Here is a 20,792-nt window from a genome sequence, read left to right on the forward strand (position 1 = left end):
TCGATGCTTAAACGATAGGCATGAGGTGATTAACGTTTTTTAAAGGCGGCGGCCAGTGCATCACCCATTGCGCTGTTGCCTGTGACAGGAGTGCTAGCGGGACGAGGTCGTGATTTACCGGCTGGCTGACGCGATGAGGTATTGCTATCGCCACGCGGATTGCCACCGCCACGGCGCGACGCGGTGTCACCCGGTTGCTCATCAAGCCGCATCGTCAGCGCGATGCGCTTACGTTGCAGATCCACTTCCATCACTTTCACTTTCACGATATCGCCTGCTTTCACCACTTTGTGTGGATCGTCGACGAAATGGTCGGCCAGCGATGAAATATGGACCAAGCCATCCTGATGGACGCCGATATCCACAAACGCGCCAAAGTTGGTGACGTTGGTGACTGCGCCTTCCAGAATCATGCCCGGCAGCAGATCGTTTAAGGTTTCCACGCCGTCAGCGAAGCTGGCCGTTTTGAACTCAGGGCGCGGATCGCGACCCGGCTTTTCCAGCTCTTTGATGATGTCTGTCACCGTTGGTACGCCGAAACGCTCGTCGGTGAAATCCGACGGTTTCAGGTTACGCAGCGCATTGGGATTCCCCATTAGCTCCTGCAACGCCTGCTCGGTTGCAGCCAGAATACGCTCCACAATCGGATAGGCTTCCGGGTGAACGGTAGAGGCATCCAGTGGGTTATTGCCGTGGTTGATGCGCAGGAAGCCCGCGCACTGTTCAAAGGCTTTTGGCCCCAGACGGCTGACTTTCAGCAGTTGTTCGCGGTTATGGAAGCGGCCATTCTCATCACGCCAGGTCACAATATTTTGCGCCATCATGCGCGTCAGCCCGGCGACACGTGTTAACAGCGCCACGGACGCCGTATTGAGATCAACGCCGACGGCGTTTACGCAGTCTTCGACCACCGCATCCAGCTTCTTCGCCAGCAGGCTTTGGCTTACGTCATGCTGATACTGACCCACGCCGATGGATTTCGGATCGATCTTCACCAGTTCCGCCAGCGGATCCTGCAAACGACGGGCGATAGACACCGCACCACGCAGCGAGACATCCAGATCGGGGAATTCCAGCGCGGCTAGCTCGGACGCGGAGTACACCGATGCGCCCGCTTCGCTGACGATCACTTTCTGTGCGTTGATATTCGGGAACTGCTTCTGCGTGTCGAGGAAGAAGCGCTCGGTTTCACGCGAGGCGGTGCCGTTACCAATCGCCACCAGTTCAACCTGATGTTTGAGGCACAGTGCCGCGATGATTGGAGCCGCTTTAGCCGCCTGACCGGTATGCGGATAAATCGTGTCGGTCGCGACCAGCTTGCCAGTGGCATCCACTACCGCGACTTTTACGCCGGTTCGCAGGCCGGGATCGAGACCCATGGTGGCGCGCATGCCCGCCGGAGCGGCCATCAGCAGATCGTGCATGTTGCGGGCGAAGACGTTAATCGCCTCGTCTTCAGCTTTTTCACGCACGCTGCCCATCAATTCGGTTTCAAGGTGCAGCAGCACTTTAATGCGCCACGTCCAGCTAATGACGGCACGTCGCCAGCTGTCTGCCGCGGCATTTCCTAAACGCAGATTCAGGTGGTCGATAATAATCTGTTCGCAGTAGCTTTCACGCGGCGCTTCTTCGTGCTGTGGATCGGCATTCAACGCCAGTTGCAGCACGCCTTCATTACGACCGCGGAACATCGCCAGTGCGCGGTGTGAAGGTACCTGAGCAATCGGTTCGTGATGATCGAAGTAATCGCGGAACTTCGCGCCTTCTTCCTCTTTCCCTTCTACGACGCGGGAAACCAGATGGGCATTTTTCCACAGATAGTTACGCACTTTTGCCAGCAGCGTGGCGTCTTCTACAAAGCGTTCCATCAGAATGTAACGTGCGCCGTCCAGCGCCGCTTTCACGTCTGCCACGCCTTTATCGGCATCGACATAAGCCTGTGCCGTCAGCTCCGGCTCCTGGCTCGGGTCTTGCCATAGGCTATCGGCCAGTGGTTCCAAACCGGCTTCAATCGCGATTTGTCCACGCGTGCGGCGTTTAGGTTTGTACGGTAGATAGAGATCTTCCAGCTCGGTTTTGCTCAGCGTGCCGTTAATGGCGGTGGCGAGTTGTGCCGTTAACTTGCCCTGCTCATCGATGGATTTCAGAATCGTCTGGCGTCGGTCTTCCAGTTCACGCAGGTAACCGAGGCGTGTTTCGAGCTGGCGCAGTTGAGTGTCATCCAGTCCACCAGTCACTTCTTTACGGTAACGGGCGATAAAAGGGACGGTATTTCCTTCGTCCAGTAGGCGGACTGCCGCGTCTACCTGCTCCGTTCGCGCCTGCAATTCGCTGGCGATAATGTGGCTTAATGAATCATTCATAGGTCTGATATCAATCGTCATCAAGTGAATTAAATAAGTGGGGACAGTTATACGGATTGAGCGTGCAAAATGCCAGCCGCTGCCGTCTGGAAAACGCGGATGATCTCGCGTTGCTCAGTGCAACAAAATTTACCTATATCAATATTCCGTCAGATTCTTGCAATCCACTCACGATTTTAGCGTATGACATACATTGGTCTCATGTCGTTGTAAATTGAGCGTTGCTTTAATCAGGCTATGTAGCACGGAATGATCTATCCAGAAGGCCGTGAGAGCGAACGGGAACACCACCATGATTCAGGCAGGAGAAGAGTTCATGACAGTCAGAACGTACACGTTGACGGCAGAAGGGCAGGCGAGTATTGCGCTGGAAGTGCGTTCCGGCGTATTGGGGAAAGAGGCGGTGGATATTCGCCCACTCGGTGAACACGGGCTGTGCAGTTATGATCCTGGCTTTGCCAATACGGCAGGATGTGAGTCGGCGATTACCTATATTGATGCAGTGAATAGCGTGTTGCTACATCGGGGCTTCCCTGTCGAACAGCTTGCTGAGCAGTGTGATTTTACTGAAGTCTGTTACATCCTGCTGCATGGCGACGCGCCTTCGGCGGAAGCGTATGCGAAATTTGCTGACAACATCACCCGCCATACGCTGGTTCATGAGCAAATTAGCCGGATGTTCAGCGGCTTTCGTCGCGATTCCCACCCGATGGCGCTGATGTGCGCGGTGGTGGGCGCGCTGGCCGCGTTCTATCACGATGTATTGGATATTGATAACGCGGAGCATCGCGAGCTAGCGGCGGTGCGGCTGCTGTCGAAAATGCCGACGCTGGCGGCGATGTGCTACAAATATTCCATCGAACAGCCGTCCGTGTACCCCCGTAATTCGCTTTCCTATACGGGCAACTTCCTGCACATGCTGTTTTCGATTCCGGCAGAGAAATATGAAGTGAATCCGGTGCTGGAACGGGCGATGAACCGCATCCTGATTTTGCATGCCGATCATGGTCAGTGCCCGTCTACGATGGCGGTTAGAGCGTCTGGCTCTTCCGGTGCGAATCCATTTGCCTGCATTGCCGCCGGGCTGGCATCGATGTGGGGGCCGCTGCACGGCGGGGCGAACGAAGCCTGCATGCGCATGCTGGAAGAGATTAAAACGGTCGATCGCGTGCCTGAATTTGTACGACGCGCGAAAGACCGCTGTGATTCATTCCGCCTGATGGGGTTCGGTAACTCGGTCTACCAGCATTTCGATCCGCGTGCAGCGATTCTGCGTAAAACCTGTTACGAAGTGCTCAATGAACTCGGCACGGAAGACAGCCTGTTGCAGGTGGCGATGGAGCTGGAACATATCGCCATGACCGATGCCTATTTTCTGGAAAATAAACTCTACCCGAGCGTCGATTTCTATACGTCGGTCATTCTGAAAGCGATGGGACTACCGCCATCCATGTTTACGGTCATTTCTACCGTTGGCAGGACGATCGGTTGGATTGCGCATTGGGATGAGATGCATAAGCAGGAAGACATCAGCATTTATCGCCCGCGCCAAATTTATACCGGGCAGCCGCGTCGGGACTATGTTTCTAAAAAGGTGTAATGGTTTCCACAAAAACCCACAAAGTTTCCCAAAGTGACTCTTGTCGAGGAAAAAATGACGTGATTGTCACCATGATGCTAATACTGGCATCATGGTGAGTGCGGACAGGGAAAGGCGCTAGAATTTTTCCCAGTTATCCTGTGTGTTGCCGACTGGCGCAAGGATTAAACGGGTGGGCTGTGTCGTCTTCACCATCTGGGCGGGTCGCGCCGCTGGCATGTCTCGCAGGTGGAAATGGTTCATCAGTGTCACCAGATGGGACGACTGTTCGCGTAGGCTGGTTGCTGCATTGGCGGACTCTTCCACCAGCGTCGCGTTCTGCTGGGTAACCTGATCGAGTTGGTTGACGGCATCATGAATTTGCGCAATGCCGGACTCCTGCTCCTGCGTGGTTGTCCCGATCTCGCCGATTAACGTTGCGGTGTTGCGTGCCTGACTGACTAGCTCATCAATGGTGCTACCCGTTTCTTCGACCAGACGGTTGCCCGATTCGACTTTTTCGACGCTGGTATTGATCAGTGTCGCAATCTCTTTCGCGGCAGAGGCGGAGCGCTGTGCCAGTGAACGAACCTCTCCGGCGACGACGGCAAAACCACGACCCTGTTCGCCAGCGCGTGCGGCTTCAACTGCCGCATTCAACGCCAGAATATTGGTCTGGAAGGCGATACCGTCAATGACGCCGATGATATCCCGAATTTTATGCGAACTGGCGGAGATCTCTTTCATCGTCACGACGATATCGCTAATGGCTTCACCGCCTTTCGTTGCCGTTTCGCTGGTTTGGCTGGCGAGGCGGGTGGCGTTACGCACGGTATCTGCATTCTGCCGAATCGCCTGACTCATCTGCTCCATTGAGGCGGCGGTTTGCTGCAAACTGGCTGCCTGCTCTTCTGTGCGTTGGCTGAGGTTTTCACTGCCAGCAGCGATCTGGCTGGAGCCAGAAGCAATCGCTTCACTGCTTTGTCGTACCTGTTCGACGATATTGCCCAGGCTATGGCTCATGTGATGCATGGTGGCTAACAGGCTGCTGTGGTCACTCGGTTTTATATCGATGTCGACGGCAAGATCGCCCTCGGCTACCTGTCGGGCAACGTGGGTGGCGTACAGCGGTTCGCCGCCCAACTGTTTTTTCAATGTACGGGTGATCAGCCATGCCACGACAGCAGCCATCGCGGTGGCCGCCAGAGAGAGAATCAGCATGATAACGCTGCCGGATTGCGCATTATTCTGCGCACGGCTGACAATCTCATTGGTATCCTGCTGTTGTGAGGCTGTCATCGCATCCAGCACGTTGAATAGCGCGTTTTGCGCGGTTTGCATCTCGTTAAGAATAATGGCGCTACCCTGCTGGCGCAGTTGTGGGTCGGTGGATTGCACCAACTCCATGGCTTTCAAAAAAGCCGCAAGGTACGGTGGACGTGTGTCCTGAAATTGTTTCAGCAGTGCGCGGGTGCCTTCGGTATCTAACTGTTGGCCGAGTTTTTTCAGATTGACGGTGTTGCGGGCGATTTGTTCGTCAACAAACTGTTTTTCCTGCCGAATTTTCTCGGGGGCGGTGCTCAGTGCAATGTTGCGGATAAGACGGGCATTGGCATCAAAACCGGCTTTAACCTCTTGAATGAGCAGCATGTTGGCTAACGTGGTGCCGGAAAGCCGATTGATGTCGTTACCCAGCCCAACCAGCTGGAGTCGTCCGAAGAATGCGACCAGCAAACTGATGATGATAACCAGAGTAAATCCCATACCCAACATGTTACCGAGTTTGATTCTGTTCAGCATATTCATAAACATCCTTAATTTTTTGACATGCTATGAAGGCATAACGGAGGGGGCTTGCTATCGTAACCGATGCAAGTAATGACAAGGAATTATAGCTATGTTTCGCATTTTCGGGATACATCAATAACTCCCGTCCTCAAAAACATATCGATAAGAATATCTGTAATATCGGCAGGAAAAGCGTTCAGTTGATCACGTAAATTACGGCAAGTGGGATTTCGTATGAAATGTGTGATCTGAGAGACAAAATGTGTGCGGGTATGGTGTTGATGAATAGATGTGTGGTGCGTTAACCCCTTTAGAGGCTAACGCACCGAGCGATCAAGAAGCGCTATCGCTGGTAAAAGGGGCGATATAGCGCTGATAGCGTGACGCTTTCAACTGCTTCAGATCGACGAGCACCAGACCGTCGATGCAGTTATTGAAATCGGGATCGATGCCAAAGTCGATAAACCGCACGCCTCCCGGCTCACACAGCTCCGAATACTGCTTGTAGAGCGTGGGGATCGCACAGCCCATGTTGCTGAGCATGCTTTTCAACCGCGTGAGATCCTGCTGGTAGTCTGTGCCTTCAAACTGCTTCAGCACGTCAGGCAGCGAGGCCGGATACGGGCGACGCGAGGTTGCCAGCGGTTGATCGGGCGTGAAGTGCAGGCGATAAAAAGCAACCAGCAAATCGCGTGCATGCGGCGGCAAGGTGCCAGAAAGCGATACCGGGCCGAACAGATAGCGGTGTTCCTGATAGCGTGCCAGATAAGCACCAATACCCAGCCAGAGATAATCCAGTCCGCGTTTACCCCAATATTTGGGTTGAATAAAGCTGCGTCCCAGCTCAATGCCTGACGCCAATATCGGGTCCATTTCATCGCCGTACTGGAATAGACTATGGCTATAGAGGCCGCTTTTTCCTTTTTCGGCGATCAGGCTTGCCGTCGAGACAAAACGATAGGCACCAACAATCTCCAGTTCACGATCGTCCCACAGGATCAGATGCAGATAGTCATCATCGTAGCTGTCCAGATCGCGGCGCTGGCCGGAACCTTCGCCGACGGCGCGGAAGGCGATTTCCCGCAAACGTCCGAGTTCACGCAACAGCGGTACATAATCCTCTTCACCGCGCCGGTACAGATAGACCACTTTGCCATCCGGCGTGGTGCCCAGCGTTTCACACTCTGACAGCGCACGTTTCAACAGCACGCGATCTTCGGCCAGCGCGATGGGTTTTTCACTCGCAAAGCAGCCGGGTTTTCCTTGTCCTAATCGGTAAACGTGTCGTCGGAAGCGGGCAGCCAGATCGTTGGCGTTCCATTCGCCTTGGTTCCAGGACGTATAAGGAATTCTGGCACCGATGCGTAGTTTGAGGGTTTGGTCGCGCTGACCAAACATTTCTCTGACTAGCAGGAGGGTGGACAGCGGGCGATAAACCATGGAGGAGAGGTAGAACAGCGTACTATTGCGCCCGCCGATATGGATGGGCACGACGGGCGCGCGGGCTTTGCTCGCCATGCGGATAAAACCATTATGCCAGTGACCGTCGCGAATACCTTGCAGGCTGACGCGTGAAACCTCACCTGCCGGAAACACGATGATCGCGCCGTCACTTTCCAGATGTTGCTGGATGGCGCTGATTTGCTGACGTTTGGTGCGGTTATTGAAGTTATCGACGGAAAAAAACAGGTTTTTAAGTGAAGCGACATAAGAGAGGAGTTGGCTGGCGACGATGCGGACATCGGGCCTGACGCTGGCGACGGTACGCAGTAGCGCCAGACCGTCCAGCGAACCAATCGGGTGGTTGGCAACCAGTACCACTGGCCCCTGACTGGGGATATTTTCTAAATCCCCTTCGACCATTTCACAATTGAAGTTGAAGTAATCAAGAATCTGTTCGACCAGATCCAACCCTTTCAAATGGGGGTAACGCCGGGCAAATTGCTGCATTTCATTTTCAAATAGCAGAGAACGCAAAACCGTTTTCTGCCAGGGTGGTGTATGGCGATGCGGGGCAAGATCTTGCAGAATGGCGTCTAAGCTAAACATAAATCGTTCTCCGTAGCTCTCCGTGGCTAAAAGTACGGGATAGAAATGACATATTTATGTCTGTTGATAGATTATTAGCCAAAATTGTAAATCTGTGTAATGAACGTGTGATTTTTTGCGTGCGGAGAGAGTGAAGAACGTGGTACGCACTAAGCGCCTAACGGGGTTAACGACTTGAAAACCAATCTGATTACCCGCGAGGGGTATGACAAACTGCGGGCAGAGCATGAGTATCTCTGGAATGTAAAGCGCCCGGAAATTACCAAAATTGTCTCCTGGGCGGCCAGCCTGGGAGATCGCTCAGAAAATGCGGACTACACCTATAACAAGCGTTTATTGCGTCAGATCGACAGGCGTGTGCGTTACCTGAGAAAATGTCTGACGGAATTGAAAATCGTTGATTATTCGCCGCAGCAGGATGGCAGCGTGTTCTTTGGTGCCTGGGTTGAGATCGAGAATGAACAAGGTGATGTGAAGCGCTTGCGGATTGTCGGCCCGGATGAGATCTACGGTGATAATAAAGACTATATCTCGATTGACTCCCCGATGGCGCGTGCCATGCTGAAAAAAGCGGTTGATGAGGAGTTTACCGTGAATACCCCGCATGGCCCGCGCGAGTGGTTCGTCAATTCGATTGATTACGTTAAATCGTCATAAACGACAATCTTCGCTAACCACAACCTGTGTAAATCGCCGATGATTTTATGACTGACTGCACAGGAAATGATTGATTACACGAATTTTAATATGCTTTGTAACAATTTTGCCTAGAATGTATACCAGAAACGACTGTCAGTAATTCGTGTGTTTCTGAACAATAGCAGCGTCGGCGCTATTACGCCTTTGGAGAAAGAGAATGCAAGAAAACTATAAAATTCTGGTTGTAGATGACGACATGCGTTTGCGTGCGCTGTTAGAACGTTATTTGACCGAACAGGGTTTTCAGGTACGTAGCGTAGCCAATGCTGAACAAATGGATCGTTTACTGACTCGAGAATCCTTTCACCTCATGGTGCTGGATCTGATGCTGCCGGGCGAAGATGGGTTGTCCATCTGCCGTCGTTTACGTAGCCAGAGCAACCCGATGCCGATCATTATGGTGACGGCGAAAGGGGAAGAAGTGGATCGTATCGTTGGGCTGGAAATTGGTGCGGACGATTATATTCCTAAACCTTTCAACCCGCGTGAACTGCTGGCTCGCATCCGTGCGGTGCTGCGCCGTCAGGCAAACGAACTGCCGGGCGCGCCGTCGCAGGAAGAAGCGATTATCGCGTTTGGCAAATTCAAGCTGAACCTGGGCACGCGCGAAATGTTCCGCGATGACGAACCGATGCCGTTAACCAGCGGTGAATTTGCCGTGCTTAAAGCGCTGGTAAGCCATCCGCGTGAGCCGCTGTCACGCGATAAGCTAATGAATCTGGCGCGTGGTCGCGAATACAGTGCGATGGAGCGCTCCATCGACGTACAAATTTCTCGCCTGCGCCGCATGGTGGAAGAAGATCCGGCGCACCCGCGCTATATTCAGACCGTATGGGGTCTTGGCTACGTATTTGTCCCGGACGGCAGTAAGGCATGATGCAATGGCGCTTTTCTCCGCGCAGCTCATTTGCACGGACGTTGCTACTGATTGTCACGTTGTTGTTTGTTAGTTTGGTCACCACCTATCTGGTGGTGCTCAACTTTGCCATTTTGCCGAGTTTGCAGCAGTTCAATAAAGTGCTGGCATACGAAGTGAGAATGCTGATGACGGACAGTCTGCAACTGGAAGATGGCTCCACGCTTGAGGTGCCGCCTGCGTTCCGACGTGAGATTTACCGTGAATTGGGTATATCGCTGTACACCAATGCAGCGGCGGAGGAAAGTGGCCTGCGCTGGGCGCAGCACTATAAATTTCTGAGCGATCAGATGGCGCAACAGCTGGGCGGCCCGACGGATGTGCGGGTCGAGGTCAGCAAAAACACGCCCGTGGTGTGGCTGAAAACTTGGCTATCACCGGATATCTGGGTGCGTGTTCCTCTCACTGAAATTCATCAGGGCGATTTCTCGCCGCTCTTCCGCTATACGCTGGCGATTATGCTGCTGGTGATTGGCGGTGCCTGGCTATTTATTCGAGTGCAAAACCGACCGCTGGTTGAGCTGGAACATGCCGCTTTGCAGGTCGGTAAAGGCATTATTCCACCGCCGCTGCGTGAGTACGGGGCTTCTGAAGTGCGTTCCGTGACCCGCGCTTTTAACCAGATGGCCTCTGGCGTGAAGCTGCTAGCCGACGATCGCACGCTGCTGATGGCGGGCGTCAGTCATGATCTGCGCACGCCGCTGACGCGCATTCGTCTGGCAACTGAGATGATGGGCAAGGAAGATGACTATCTGGCGGAGTCGATCAATAAGGACATTGAAGAGTGTAATGCGATTATTGAGCAGTTCCTCGACTACCTGCGTACCGGTCAGGAAATGCAGACGGAAGTGGCTGACCTGAACGCGATTATGGGCGAGGTGGTGGCCTCGGAGAGCGGCTATGAACGCCAGATTGACAGCGAGTTTGCTACTGGGGAGTTACTGGTGCGCATCAGCTCGCTCTTAATAAAACGGGCGGCGCTGAATCTGGTGGTGAATGCGGCGCGTTACGGTAACGGCTGGATCAAGGTTAGTACCGGACGTGAGCTACAGCGTGTCTGGTTTCAGGTAGAAGATGACGGGGAAGGTATCGCGGCCGATCAATTACAGCATTTGTTCCAGCCATTTGTTCGCGGCGACAGCGCACGAACCACCAGCGGAACAGGGCTGGGCTTGGCGATTGTGCAGCGTATTATCGATGCGCACAATGGCGTGTTGGATGTTGGCACGAGCGAACGTGGTGGGCTGTGCGTCCGCGCGTATCTGCCGCTGCTTTCGGAAGCCGCGGTAGCGGATAACGGTGCCGCGAAAGAGTCATAAGTATTATGGGCAGTCTCAGTATTAAGAGGAAAGGCGTAATTCCGCGTCTTCAGACCGTTGACAATCTATTTTCCGAATGGAAACGGTTACTACTGCTCGACAGTCCCTGTAGCAATCTTAAAAGGCACGGATTCCGCGCCTTTTTCGTTATGCGTTTTCCTGCAAGCCGTTTACCGCTTCGGTCCGGCTTTCACCAGCGCTGCACCTGCTGGTGCATCGGTGTATTTATCGAAGTTGGTGATAAAGCGCTGTGCCAGATCGTCCGCTTTTTCCTGCCACTGTTCAACGCTCGCGTAGGTATCACGCGGGTCGAGAATGTCAGGGTTGACGCCGGGCAGCGAGGTTGGAATTGCCAAATCGAACACTGGCAGTGTCTGCATTTCTGCATCATCAATGCTGCCGTTCAGAATGGCGTCAATAATCCCGCGCGTATCCTTGATTGATATACGCTTGCCGCTGCCGTTCCAGCCCGTGTTCACCAGATAGGCCTGCGCGCCTGCCGCCTTCATACGTTTCACCAGCACTTCCGCGTACTGTGTTGGGTGCAGCATCAGGAAGGCGGCGCCGAAGCAGGCGGAGAAGGTTGGTGTGGGTTCCGTTACACCACGTTCAGTTCCCGCTAGCTTGGCGGTAAAGCCGGACAGGAAGTGGTACTGCGTCTGATCGGACGTCAGGCGGGAAACGGGTGGTAACACGCCGAACGCGTCCGCCGTCAGGAAGATCACTTTGGTCGCGTGACCCGCTTTGGAGACCGGTTTAACGATGTTGTGAATGTGGTAGATCGGGTAAGAAACGCGGGTGTTCTCGGTTTTGGAACCGTCGTTGAAGTCCACGTTGCCGTCTGCCAGCACGGTGACGTTCTCCAGCAGCGCATCGCGTTTAATGGCGCCGTAAATATCCGGCTCCGCTTCTTTGGATAGCTTGATGGTTTTGGCGTAGCAGCCGCCTTCAAAGTTAAAAACGCCGTCGTCGTCCCAGCCGTGCTCGTCATCGCCAATTAACTGGCGTTTCGGGTCGGTGGACAACGTGGTTTTTCCCGTACCGGACAGGCCGAAGAAGACCGCGACATCGCCTTTTTCGCCGACGTTTGCCGAGCAGTGCATCGAGGCGATGCCTTTCAGCGGTAGCAGGTAGTTCATGATGGAGAACATCCCTTTCTTCATTTCGCCACCGTACCAGGTGCCGCCAATCAGTTGGATGCGCTCCGTCAGGTTAAAAGCGACAAAGTTCTCGGAATTCAGCCCCTGTTCCTGCCAGTTCGGGTTGGTGCATTTTGCGCCGTTCATCACGATGAAATCCGGTTCGAAACCTGCCAGTTCTTCATCGCTCGGGCGGATAAACATGTTTTTGACGAAATGCGCCTGCCAGGCCACTTCCGTCACGAAACGCACGCTGAGACGACTGTCTGGATTGGCACCACAGAAGGCATCGATGATGAACAACCGCTTGCCGGACAACTGCGTGGTGACGAGCTGTTTCAGGTGTGTCCAGGTTTCCTGGCTCAATGGGTGGTTATCGTTCTTACCTTTGCCTTGATCGGACCACCACACGGTGTCGCGGGTCACGTCATCACGCACGATGTATTTGTCTTTCGGGGAACGGCCGGTAAAGATGCCAGTATCAACGGCTATCGCACCCAGTTGGGTTTCGATGCCGCGTTCATAGCCTTGTAGGGTAGGAGAGCGTTCTTCTTCAAAAAGCAGTTCATAGCTGGGATTGTAGACAATCTCGCGGACATCATGGATTCCATAAGCCGTCAGGGCTTGCGGGGTAATACCGTTGATCTGCATGTTGCTACTCCTCAAGTTATAGTCATACTACTGAACATTGTAGGGAGTGAGCTTATTTTAACCGCGATAGCAATCATAAAATTAAATAAATTCATTATTAACTTTGCTTATTTAGAGTGTTTTAAAAATAATCACGGTGGTTTACTGGTGGGAAAATAAGCAAAATAAAACGGATACTTCCGTACCCGTTAAAACGATTAATGCAACAGATTTCCTGATGAATCGTGCCGGATCGCGCGGATGTCCAGCGAATTAAACAGGTAGTGCGTACCGCAATAATCACAGTTCATGTCAATTTCACCGTCCTGCTCGATCATCTCATTTACTTCCTGATCGGACAGCGTCATTAATGCATCTGCGCAACGATCGCGCGAGCAGTGACAGCGGAATTCGACATCCTGCGGTTCATACACGGTCACCTCTTCCTGATGGTAAAGGCGGTACAGCACCTCGTTAGCAGGCAGAGAAAATAGCTCTTCGGCTTTGACCGTTGTGGTGAGCTGTGCCAGATGATCGAAATCATTGCGGTCGGCATCCTGCGCAGGTAATACCTGGAGTAACATGCCAGCGGCGGCCTGCTTGCCCTCGTGCTCGGCGGTACGGATAAACAACCGCGTTGGTAATTGCTCGGACTGCTGGAAATAGCTTTCCAGACATTCGGCAACGGTTTCTCCTTCTAAACCAACCACGCCTTGATAACGCTCACCGTCGGTTGGCGTAATCGTAATGACCAGATAGCCATTGCCGACCATCTCTTTCAGCGAACTCCCCGGTGCGATATCCCCTTGCAGACGGGCAACGCCGCGCATCTGCTGCTGGTGGTTGCCGTTAATCACCGCCAGTTTCAGCGGGCCATCACCCTGAAGCTGCACGGTAATATCACCACTAAACTTCAGCGTTGCCGTCAGCAGGCTGGTAGCAACCAGCATCTCGCCCAGCAGCGTTTGTACCGCAGAGGGATAGTCGTGGTTAGTCAAAATACGTTGATACGTCTCGTTAACTGTCACCAATTCGCCACGGACGGCATAATTTTCAAATAGATAACGATGTAGTTGGTCGTGAGCCATGATGTTTTTCTCGTTGTAGTACGCGATGAGTAGTACGGCGAGCGTCGAGTCTTCTTTGAAGGGCGGCGCATTATTCCTGATCGCTGTATTTAAATTTAATCAGATCGCGGCGCTCTTTTTTATCAGGGCGGCGATCGGGGTGTGGCATCGTCAGCGCATTCATTTTTCGCGCCTGCGTCACCTTTTCTCGCTTCTCAATGCTGGCTGCCGTTTCCTGATATAGCGCCTGCGCCTCTGTCGCACTTCTGCGCTGGCCGCTGACGGCCATAATGATCACGGTGCGTTCATCATTGCCCTGACGCAGTTTAATCTCAGCATTCAGTTCGACCTGTTTGCTCGGCTTACCGCGTTGACCGTTATAGTGCACTTTGCCACCGTCGATCATCTCGCGGGCTATTGCTCGTGTTTTATAGAAACGGGCGGCCCAGAGCCATTTGTCCAGACGAACGGCGTCGTCGGCCTGCTCGGTAGCTTTCACCATAAATCCTCCTGATTACCCTGCGTTAACGGAGTGACGCAGAGCCGGTAGCAGCGCAAGATAGTCGTTCATTGACGGATGTTGCAGGAACGCCTTTTCCTGCTGGCCGGAGTCTGGGTTACGCACACCCAGACAGTAATGGATGCCGAAGGTTTTCGCAGCATCCAGAATCGGTTCGCTGTCATCCACGAACAGGGTTCTGGCAGGATTGAAACCAGTTTGCTGCTGTACGGCTTGCCACAAGCGCTGATTCTCTTTTGGATACCCATAAGTATGGGTGGAAAGCAATAAATCAAGGTGCTGATCCAGCCCGGTATGTTCGATTTTTACCGCCAGACTGTGTGGGTGGGCGTTGGTCAGCAGAATCGTCTCTTTACCGCATTCGCGCAGCGCCGCTAAAAATGGTGTGGTGTCATCGCGCAATCGAGCGCGTGTGCCGATATCCGTCGTCATTTGATAGATATCCAGCTCCAGACGCTCCGTCCAGTAATCAAAACAGTACCAGTTCAGCGTGTGTTGAACGGCCCGGTACTCCTGCTCGATAAGCTGATGCGCCTGTTCAAGGCTGATCTGACGTTTTTCACTGAGCGACTGCGGCACCAACTGAAGCCAGAAATAGCTGTCAAACGCCAGATCGAGCAGCGTGCCATCCATATCCAGTATCACTGTGTCGATGTCATGCCAGTTAACGTGAGGGTTCATAACGACTCCAGATGTCGCGCCGTGCTATAGGGATAATGCAGCAGAAGACGCGCAACGCTATTGTGACAACCGTCATTGTGACCATCGTGACGGGAAACCTATTCCGCTAGGTTAGCATAATCACAAGGAGGGCACGATGCCGTTAGTGGGGAAGCCGGGGGGGGATTATCCGCGGATGAATTCGTCATCATATTGAAGCGTGAGGCGTAATAGCGCTGAATATCAGTAACCCGTTTCTGGCTTCTGCGCATTTTAATACCGGTCAGAACTGCATTAACGATAAACATCACGGAAAAAAGCAGTAGCAGTAGGCAACTGCCGAGATAGCGCCAGACAGTAATGACATCGGGTTCGCTGTGCAGGCTGATGTGCTGCGTCCCGTTGGCATCGGTATTGAGCTGAGTGATGACGCCGGTGGCATTAAACGGCGTATGCAGCAGCATCGCCGAAAGCCGCTGGAGTTCCTGCCATTGCTCCGATGGACGATATTCATTGAGTGGCATCGGAGGGAGCGAGTGGTTAACGAACTGTCGGCCCTCATCGCTGCGAATCAGGAATCCACCGGGTGGTGGGCTGTTCAGCGACTCAGTTGCGTTATTGATTTCCTGATAGAAGAATTTATCGGTGGAACTGTTGACCAATGACTCCAGCGTTTCTGCGCTGACGGCGGGCAGCACCACATTCATGCCTTTCAACTTGCCGGAATCGGCATCTTTTACCAACGTATTCCAGTTTTTGACATCGCTCAGATTCACCAAGGCATTTTTCAAGCGGGAGCAATCATTTTCCTGTTTACATAAATCCTGTGTTCTCAGGACGACGTCAGAGAAGTTCTTCATCAGAATCAGCCCTGACTTCTGGATCGTGGACGCTAATTGAGAATTGACCTGACCTTCTTGATCCGCTTGCGGATGGAGCTGGCTGTTGACGGATTTAAGCAAGGCGGACGTTTTTTCGATCGTCTCGGATTCTGGCAGCGGTAACGGCGCGGCTTTGTTCCAGTAAATAGCGGAACAGTCGAAAGGACTGAAGGCATAGGACGATGGTGCGGAAACGGGGTGAATGCCTGCGGGCACATAGCACATCCCACTGCCGTGAACCGCCAGCGTGTCGCCAATGCGGAGCTGAGCTTTTTCCAGATCGCTGACCTGCGTGACCTCAATGCGCTGTGCGCCTTGAAGCCAGGCCAGGCTGAGTTTTAACGGTAGTTCGAGCGGCACGTTAGTGACGAGCAACATCAGGCTGAGCAGTGAACCCGCAGCCAGCACCAGATTCCTGCCCCAGCGCTGTAGCGGAAAACATTTCACTTCATCGTGCAGCGAAAGGTGCTCACCTTGACGAATCACCTGGCGGTTGAGATAGATATCTACGTCCGTTTTCCGCCCCAGATCCTGCGTGATATAAGGCTGCCAGTGCGGTGGGTAGATCAGATCGATATTGCCGAGTGAGATGTTGCCGAGTGGCCCCTGATTGGATTCGCCAAACAAACCCAAGCCTTGTGGCGTGCCATGAAAGCAATGCACATCCCGCAATTCCTGAGAGGACGGCGACCGGAAAAGTTGCCATAAGCTCCAACCTGCCAGCAATGTCGACGTGCCGATCAGCCAAGGGAGGAAGGCGATAGGGCTATTCAGGCTGATGAACAGGAGAAAAAAAGACAGGCAGAGCACGGCTGTTTCTTTCAGCCCTCTGGAGTGGTGTATGACGTGTTCTTCACGCGTTTCTTTGCGGATGGTGACCAGTTCCGAATGCTCACTGCCCTCCTGACGGATAGAGGCATTTGGCACGGGAATTTCAGCCGGTAACGGGGCTAGCGGACGATCGTCGAGGCATTCTGTTAGCGTATGGCCGTTTAGGGAAATGACCAGCGGGATCGAGCGTGTCTTAATCAGCTCGACGGTATTATTTTCGGTAATGAACTGTTCCCAACTGGGCGGCAGATGAATTTCTTGGGTATCAATATAGTAGCGCCACTTATTCTTAACATCGGAGCTCAGGCCGTAGCGTGTAATGGTGTGGGTGATAGGGTACACCCGATTACTTTGCAGAGATCGCGGCAGTTTTGGCTGCGCATTCGGGATATCAAGCGGTGTGGTTTGTTGACTGTTTTCCTGAGCCAGATAACGCTCAATAGCGATCCGTTCATCTTCAGTTAACCGACGGGGAAGCGATTGCGAAACAGATAAAGGCGGAGCGGGCAGGAAACGGCGTCGCATACGGTAGCCGACAAGACCTCCGATAACGATCAGACAGGCAAGCAATATCGCCAATAGGGTAAATATTGTGCTCATGTCATCTCCATTCCAAAACGCGATGCTCCTTGTTCCTCTCGGAGTTTAACAAAATTATACAATCGATGATAACCCGTATGGCATTGTTTTCTTAGATTAATAACGTAATTGTGAATGGAATTAATTGTATAAGGTGATGATAGTAACAAGCAAGAAGCACCTCTTGAATGAGGATAATCCTATTTTTTTTAAAATTATTGACTTGGGCGGTTGTTTCTCATATAGGATGTGTCCTGCATGTTGCCCACACGTAAATTCATCTTCACGATAGTTGCAGCGAAGGCGGCTGTTAACGCACAATGTGGGCAGAATCAAAAAAGAATATTTACGATCTCTTCTTATTCAACAGCATGTCGTGTTCAGGTTGCGATAAACGCAGTCCCTCATGCGTGTTGGGGGGGAAGGCGCCGTTCTGGTCGTAACTCTCTGGGGGCATCAATGAGTCATAACCTGAAAAAACCTAAAATCCTCAAGGTGGAAACGGTAGCGCGTTCGCGCTTGTTCAATGTGGAATCCGTCGATCTTGAATTTAGCAACGGGGTACGCCGGGTTTATGAACGGATGCGCTCAAGCGGTCGGCAGGCGGTGATGGTTGTCCCAATCATTGATGATGAACTGTTGCTGATCCGCGAATACGCCGTCGGCATTGAGGAATACGAATTGGGTTTCCCTAAGGGACTGATCGATCCCGGTGAAACGGTTTTTGAAGCGGCTAATCGCGAACTGATGGAGGAAGTCGGTTTTGGTGCGGAAAAGCTGGAACTGCTGGCGACGTTAACCATGGCACCCTCCTATTTTTCCAGTCAGATGAATATTGTAGTGGCGCACGGGCTATACTCGCAGAGCCTGGAAGGCGATGAACCGGAGCCCCTGCCGCAGGTTCGCTGCCCGGTAGGCAATATGATGTCGCTACTGCAAGAGCCCGATTTCCGCGAGGCACGTAATGTGAGTGCGCTGTTTCTGGCTCACGACTGGCTGCGTCGTACACCCCGCTAATTTTTAATAAACCAACCTGTTTTTCATAAGCCAACATAGCAAAAAAGAAGGCGCAGTTTCCTACGCCTTCTTTGCTTTGTCTGATGCTATCAACGTTGGCTAGAATAATTCTTCGCTTTGTCCGTTATCCATCAGTGTGGTACCGACTTCATGCACTTCATATTCTTTCGGCTGTGTACCGTCAATGAAGTATTCGGAACGGCTATTCCCGCCACCGTTAGACAACTTACCGCTGCTGCGGTCAATGACCACACTGACGATGCCTGGCGGCGGCGTCAACGGTTGCTCAGGTACACCATCCAGCGCGGCTTTCATGAAATCATCCCACGCAGGCTGCGCCGATTTCGCACCACCTTCATAACCGGAGATCTGGTCTTTGATGGCGCCAGATGCGCTGCTGGCCCCAAGATCGCGGCGGTGATCGTCGAAACCGATCCAGACCGAGGTCACCAGATTTGGGCCATAACCGGAGAACCAGGCATCTTTAGAACTGTTCGTTGTACCGGTTTTACCGCCGATATCACGACGTTTTAAATCACGACCTGCGCGCCAGCCTGTTCCCATCCAACCCGATTCACCAAAGACGTTACTGTTCAACGCGTCTTTAATCAGGAAAGACAGCGGTGTGTTGATCACGTGCGGTGCATACGGCTGCGCTGCGCTTTGCTGTGCGGCCTCTGGTGTGACCGGCTCCAGCTCTGGTTGTGGCAAGCCTGGTGGCGGCGTTTCGTTTGATGTGGCAACATCTTCAACGTTAGTGGTTGCCAACACCGGTGAGCGTGGCGTTTCACCGTAAACCAGCGGCAGATTACAGGTATCGCAAACCACTTTTGGTGCAGCGGTAAAGACTGTGCCGCCCGCTTCGCTCTCTATCTTACTAATCAGATAGGGATCGACCAGATAGCCGCCGTTTGCCATGACGGCATAACCACGTACAACCTGTAGCGGCGTAAACGAAGCCGCACCCAACGCCAGCGATTCGGTATGGACGATATTCTGCGCCGGGAAACCGAAGCGTTGCAGGTATTCTGCCGCATAGTCGACGCCCATCGCACGCATGGCGCGCACCATGACCACGTTTTTAGATTGACCTAACCCCTGGCGCAAACGGATTGGGCCGTCATAGGTTGCTGGGGAGTTTTTGGGACGCCAGTCAGATCCTGCGCCCGCATCCCAACGGGTGATCGGTACGTCGTTCAGAATCGTTGCCAGCGTTAAGCCTTTGTCCATCGCTGCGGTGTACAGGAACGGTTTGATGTTGGAACCAATCTGACGCAGTGCCTGTGTCGCACGGTTGAATTTGCTTTGGTTAAAGTCAAAACCGCCAACCAGTGCTTCTATCGCACCATTTTTCGGGTTAAGCGAGACGATAGCAGAGTTGACGTCCGGCACCTGCGCCAGCCACCAGTCATCGTTCACTTTACGCACCCAAATCTGCTGGCCTGCCTGCACCACATCCGTTACGCGTTTTGGCGTTGGTCCTTGTTGCGTATCAGAACGATATGCGCGCGCCCAGCGCATGCCCGTCATCGGCAAGGCAATGTTGCTGCCATCAGACAGGATCGCAATCGCGTTGTCAGCCGTGGTGCTGGTGACAATGGCCGGAGAGAGCGGGCCGTAGACTGGCAGCGCTTTCAGAGCCGCAATCATCTTCGCCTGATCCCAGACGCCTTCGCCTACTTTCCACAGGACTTTACTTGGGCCGCGGTAACCGTGGCGCATGTCATAGGCGAGAATATTATTACGCAATGCATCCTGTGCGGCCGTTTGCAACTTTTTGGTGACTGTCGTGTAGACCTTATAACCGTCGTTATACGCATCTTCACCGTAGCGTTTGACCATCTCCTGCCGTGCCATTTCCGCGACATACGGTGCGGAGAACGAAATTTCAGGCGCGTGATAATTCGCGACCAGTTTTTCGTTACGTGCCGCATCGTATTGCGATGGCGTGATGTAGTTTTCATCCTTCATTCGCGCAAGGACAACGTTGCGACGGGCAACGGCGCGGTCGTAGGAATAGAGCGGGTTGAACGTTGATGGCGCCTTCGGCAGGCCGGCGATCATCGCCATTTCGCTTAGCGTCAACTGGTCAACAGGACGACCAAAGTAAACCTGTGCCGCCGCGCCAACGCCATAGGCGCGATAGCCGAGGTAAATTTTGTTCAGATAGAGCTCAAGGATTTCATCCTTGGTCAGCAACTGCTCAATACGAATAGCCAGAAACACTTCCTTGATCTTACGAGTCAGGGTGCGTTCTGGGCTCAGGAAGAAGTTCCTGGCGAGCTGTTGCGTAATGGTACTCGCCCCTTGAGAGGCGTGACCAGAGGTGAGCGCGATAGAAGCGGCACGGATGATCCCGACGGGGTCGACACCGTGGTGATCATAGAAGCGGCTGTCTTCGGTCGCGATAAAAGCGTGTACCAACTCAGGGGGAATCTGGTTCAGCTTGAGCGGGATACGGCGTTTTTCACCAAATTGAGCGAGCAGCTCGCCATCGGCGCTGTAGACCTGCATTGGCGTTTGCAGCCGAACGTCTTTCAGCGTGGCGACATCGGGCAGTTGGGGTTCGATATAGCGGTACAAACCATATATCGAGGCAGCTCCCAGCAGAATGCAAGAGACTGCAAGGATGAATAGATACTTTACGAACTTCACCTGGGATTTTCCATTCAGTAGCGTTTGGACAGTTTATAAACAATCGGGCGCTAGTATAAAGGTAAGCCAGCACTGTGGATATGTTTATTGGATAAGGAAA

14 protein-coding genes are annotated in these 20,792 nt (G+C 53.0%); 5 read left to right on the plus strand and 9 right to left on the minus strand.

What is annotated here, in order from left to right; translation table 11 throughout:
* Positions 1-29: 29 nt before the first annotated feature.
* On the minus strand, positions 30-2,363 hold the full coding sequence (locus AACH44_RS01325) for a Tex family protein (protein WP_338659475.1): 2,334 nt from the start codon (positions 2,361-2,363) through the stop codon (positions 30-32).
* A 316-nt stretch (positions 2,364-2,679) separates the two neighbouring features.
* Between AACH44_RS01325 and AACH44_RS01330 the strand changes: the two genes are divergently transcribed.
* Entirely contained in the window at positions 2,680-3,963 is a 1,284-nt protein-coding gene (locus AACH44_RS01330) for a citrate synthase (protein WP_261846751.1), read from the plus strand.
* Between the two features lie 117 nt (positions 3,964-4,080).
* Here AACH44_RS01330 and AACH44_RS01335 read toward each other — a convergent pair whose 3' ends face one another.
* Positions 4,081-5,748 carry a methyl-accepting chemotaxis protein gene (locus tag AACH44_RS01335; protein ID WP_261846750.1) on the minus strand — a complete coding sequence of 556 codons (1,668 nt, stop codon included), beginning with the start codon at positions 5,746-5,748 and terminating at the stop codon, positions 4,081-4,083.
* A 315-nt stretch (positions 5,749-6,063) separates the two neighbouring features.
* A complete protein-coding gene (locus AACH44_RS01340; RefSeq protein ID WP_261846749.1) occupies positions 6,064-7,779 on the minus strand; it encodes a lysophospholipid acyltransferase family protein in 1,716 nt (571 codons plus the stop codon).
* A gap of 174 nt (positions 7,780-7,953) precedes the next feature.
* Between AACH44_RS01340 and greB the strand changes: the two genes are divergently transcribed.
* From greB to envZ, 3 genes are all read left to right on the plus strand, one after another.
* Positions 7,954-8,436, plus strand: a complete 483-nt coding sequence (gene greB / locus AACH44_RS01345; protein ID WP_261846748.1) for a transcription elongation factor GreB — start codon at positions 7,954-7,956, stop codon at positions 8,434-8,436.
* Positions 8,437-8,635: 199 nt separating this feature from the next.
* Complete coding sequence (gene ompR / locus AACH44_RS01350; RefSeq protein ID WP_005969424.1) at positions 8,636-9,355, plus strand: two-component system response regulator OmpR; 720 nt, start codon at positions 8,636-8,638, stop codon at positions 9,353-9,355.
* Positions 9,352-10,713, plus strand: coding sequence for a two-component system sensor histidine kinase EnvZ (gene envZ / locus AACH44_RS01355; protein ID WP_261846747.1), 1,362 nt, complete (start codon positions 9,352-9,354; stop codon positions 10,711-10,713). The genes ompR and envZ overlap by 4 nt, the downstream gene beginning before the upstream one ends.
* Before the next feature lie 170 nt (positions 10,714-10,883).
* On the opposite strand, the gene pckA is transcribed toward envZ, so the two are convergent.
* From pckA to AACH44_RS01380, 5 genes are all read right to left on the minus strand, one after another.
* Positions 10,884-12,503, minus strand: a complete 1,620-nt coding sequence (pckA, locus tag AACH44_RS01360; RefSeq protein ID WP_261846746.1) for a phosphoenolpyruvate carboxykinase (ATP) — start codon at positions 12,501-12,503, stop codon at positions 10,884-10,886.
* Between the two features lie 197 nt (positions 12,504-12,700).
* A complete protein-coding gene (gene hslO, locus AACH44_RS01365) occupies positions 12,701-13,570 on the minus strand; it encodes an Hsp33 family molecular chaperone HslO (protein WP_261846745.1) in 870 nt (289 codons plus the stop codon).
* Between the two features lie 70 nt (positions 13,571-13,640).
* Positions 13,641-14,051 (minus strand): ribosome-associated heat shock protein Hsp15, encoded by a 411-nt coding sequence (gene hslR, locus AACH44_RS01370; RefSeq protein ID WP_261846744.1) that lies wholly within the window; start codon positions 14,049-14,051, stop codon positions 13,641-13,643.
* Between the two features lie 12 nt (positions 14,052-14,063).
* Positions 14,064-14,750: a GMP/IMP nucleotidase gene (yrfG, locus tag AACH44_RS01375; RefSeq protein WP_261846743.1), complete on the minus strand. Its 687-nt coding sequence runs from the start codon at positions 14,748-14,750 to the stop codon at positions 14,064-14,066.
* 98 nt (positions 14,751-14,848) lie between these two features.
* Positions 14,849-17,041 carry an intracellular growth attenuator family protein gene (locus AACH44_RS01380; RefSeq protein ID WP_261846742.1) on the minus strand — a complete coding sequence of 731 codons (2,193 nt, stop codon included), beginning with the start codon at positions 17,039-17,041 and terminating at the stop codon, positions 14,849-14,851.
* Positions 17,042-17,479: 438 nt separating this feature from the next.
* Between AACH44_RS01380 and nudE the strand changes: the two genes are divergently transcribed.
* A complete protein-coding gene (nudE, locus tag AACH44_RS01385) occupies positions 17,480-18,037 on the plus strand; it encodes an ADP compounds hydrolase NudE (RefSeq protein ID WP_261846741.1) in 558 nt (185 codons plus the stop codon).
* A 99-nt stretch (positions 18,038-18,136) separates the two neighbouring features.
* Here nudE and mrcA read toward each other — a convergent pair whose 3' ends face one another.
* Positions 18,137-20,692, minus strand: coding sequence for a peptidoglycan glycosyltransferase/peptidoglycan DD-transpeptidase MrcA (gene mrcA, locus AACH44_RS01390; RefSeq protein ID WP_261846740.1), 2,556 nt, complete (start codon positions 20,690-20,692; stop codon positions 18,137-18,139).
* Positions 20,693-20,792 lie beyond the last annotated feature (100 nt).

Origin of the sequence: Pectobacterium araliae (assembly GCF_037076465.1) — a bacterium.
GTDB classification, from domain to species: domain Bacteria; phylum Pseudomonadota; class Gammaproteobacteria; order Enterobacterales; family Enterobacteriaceae; genus Pectobacterium; species Pectobacterium araliae.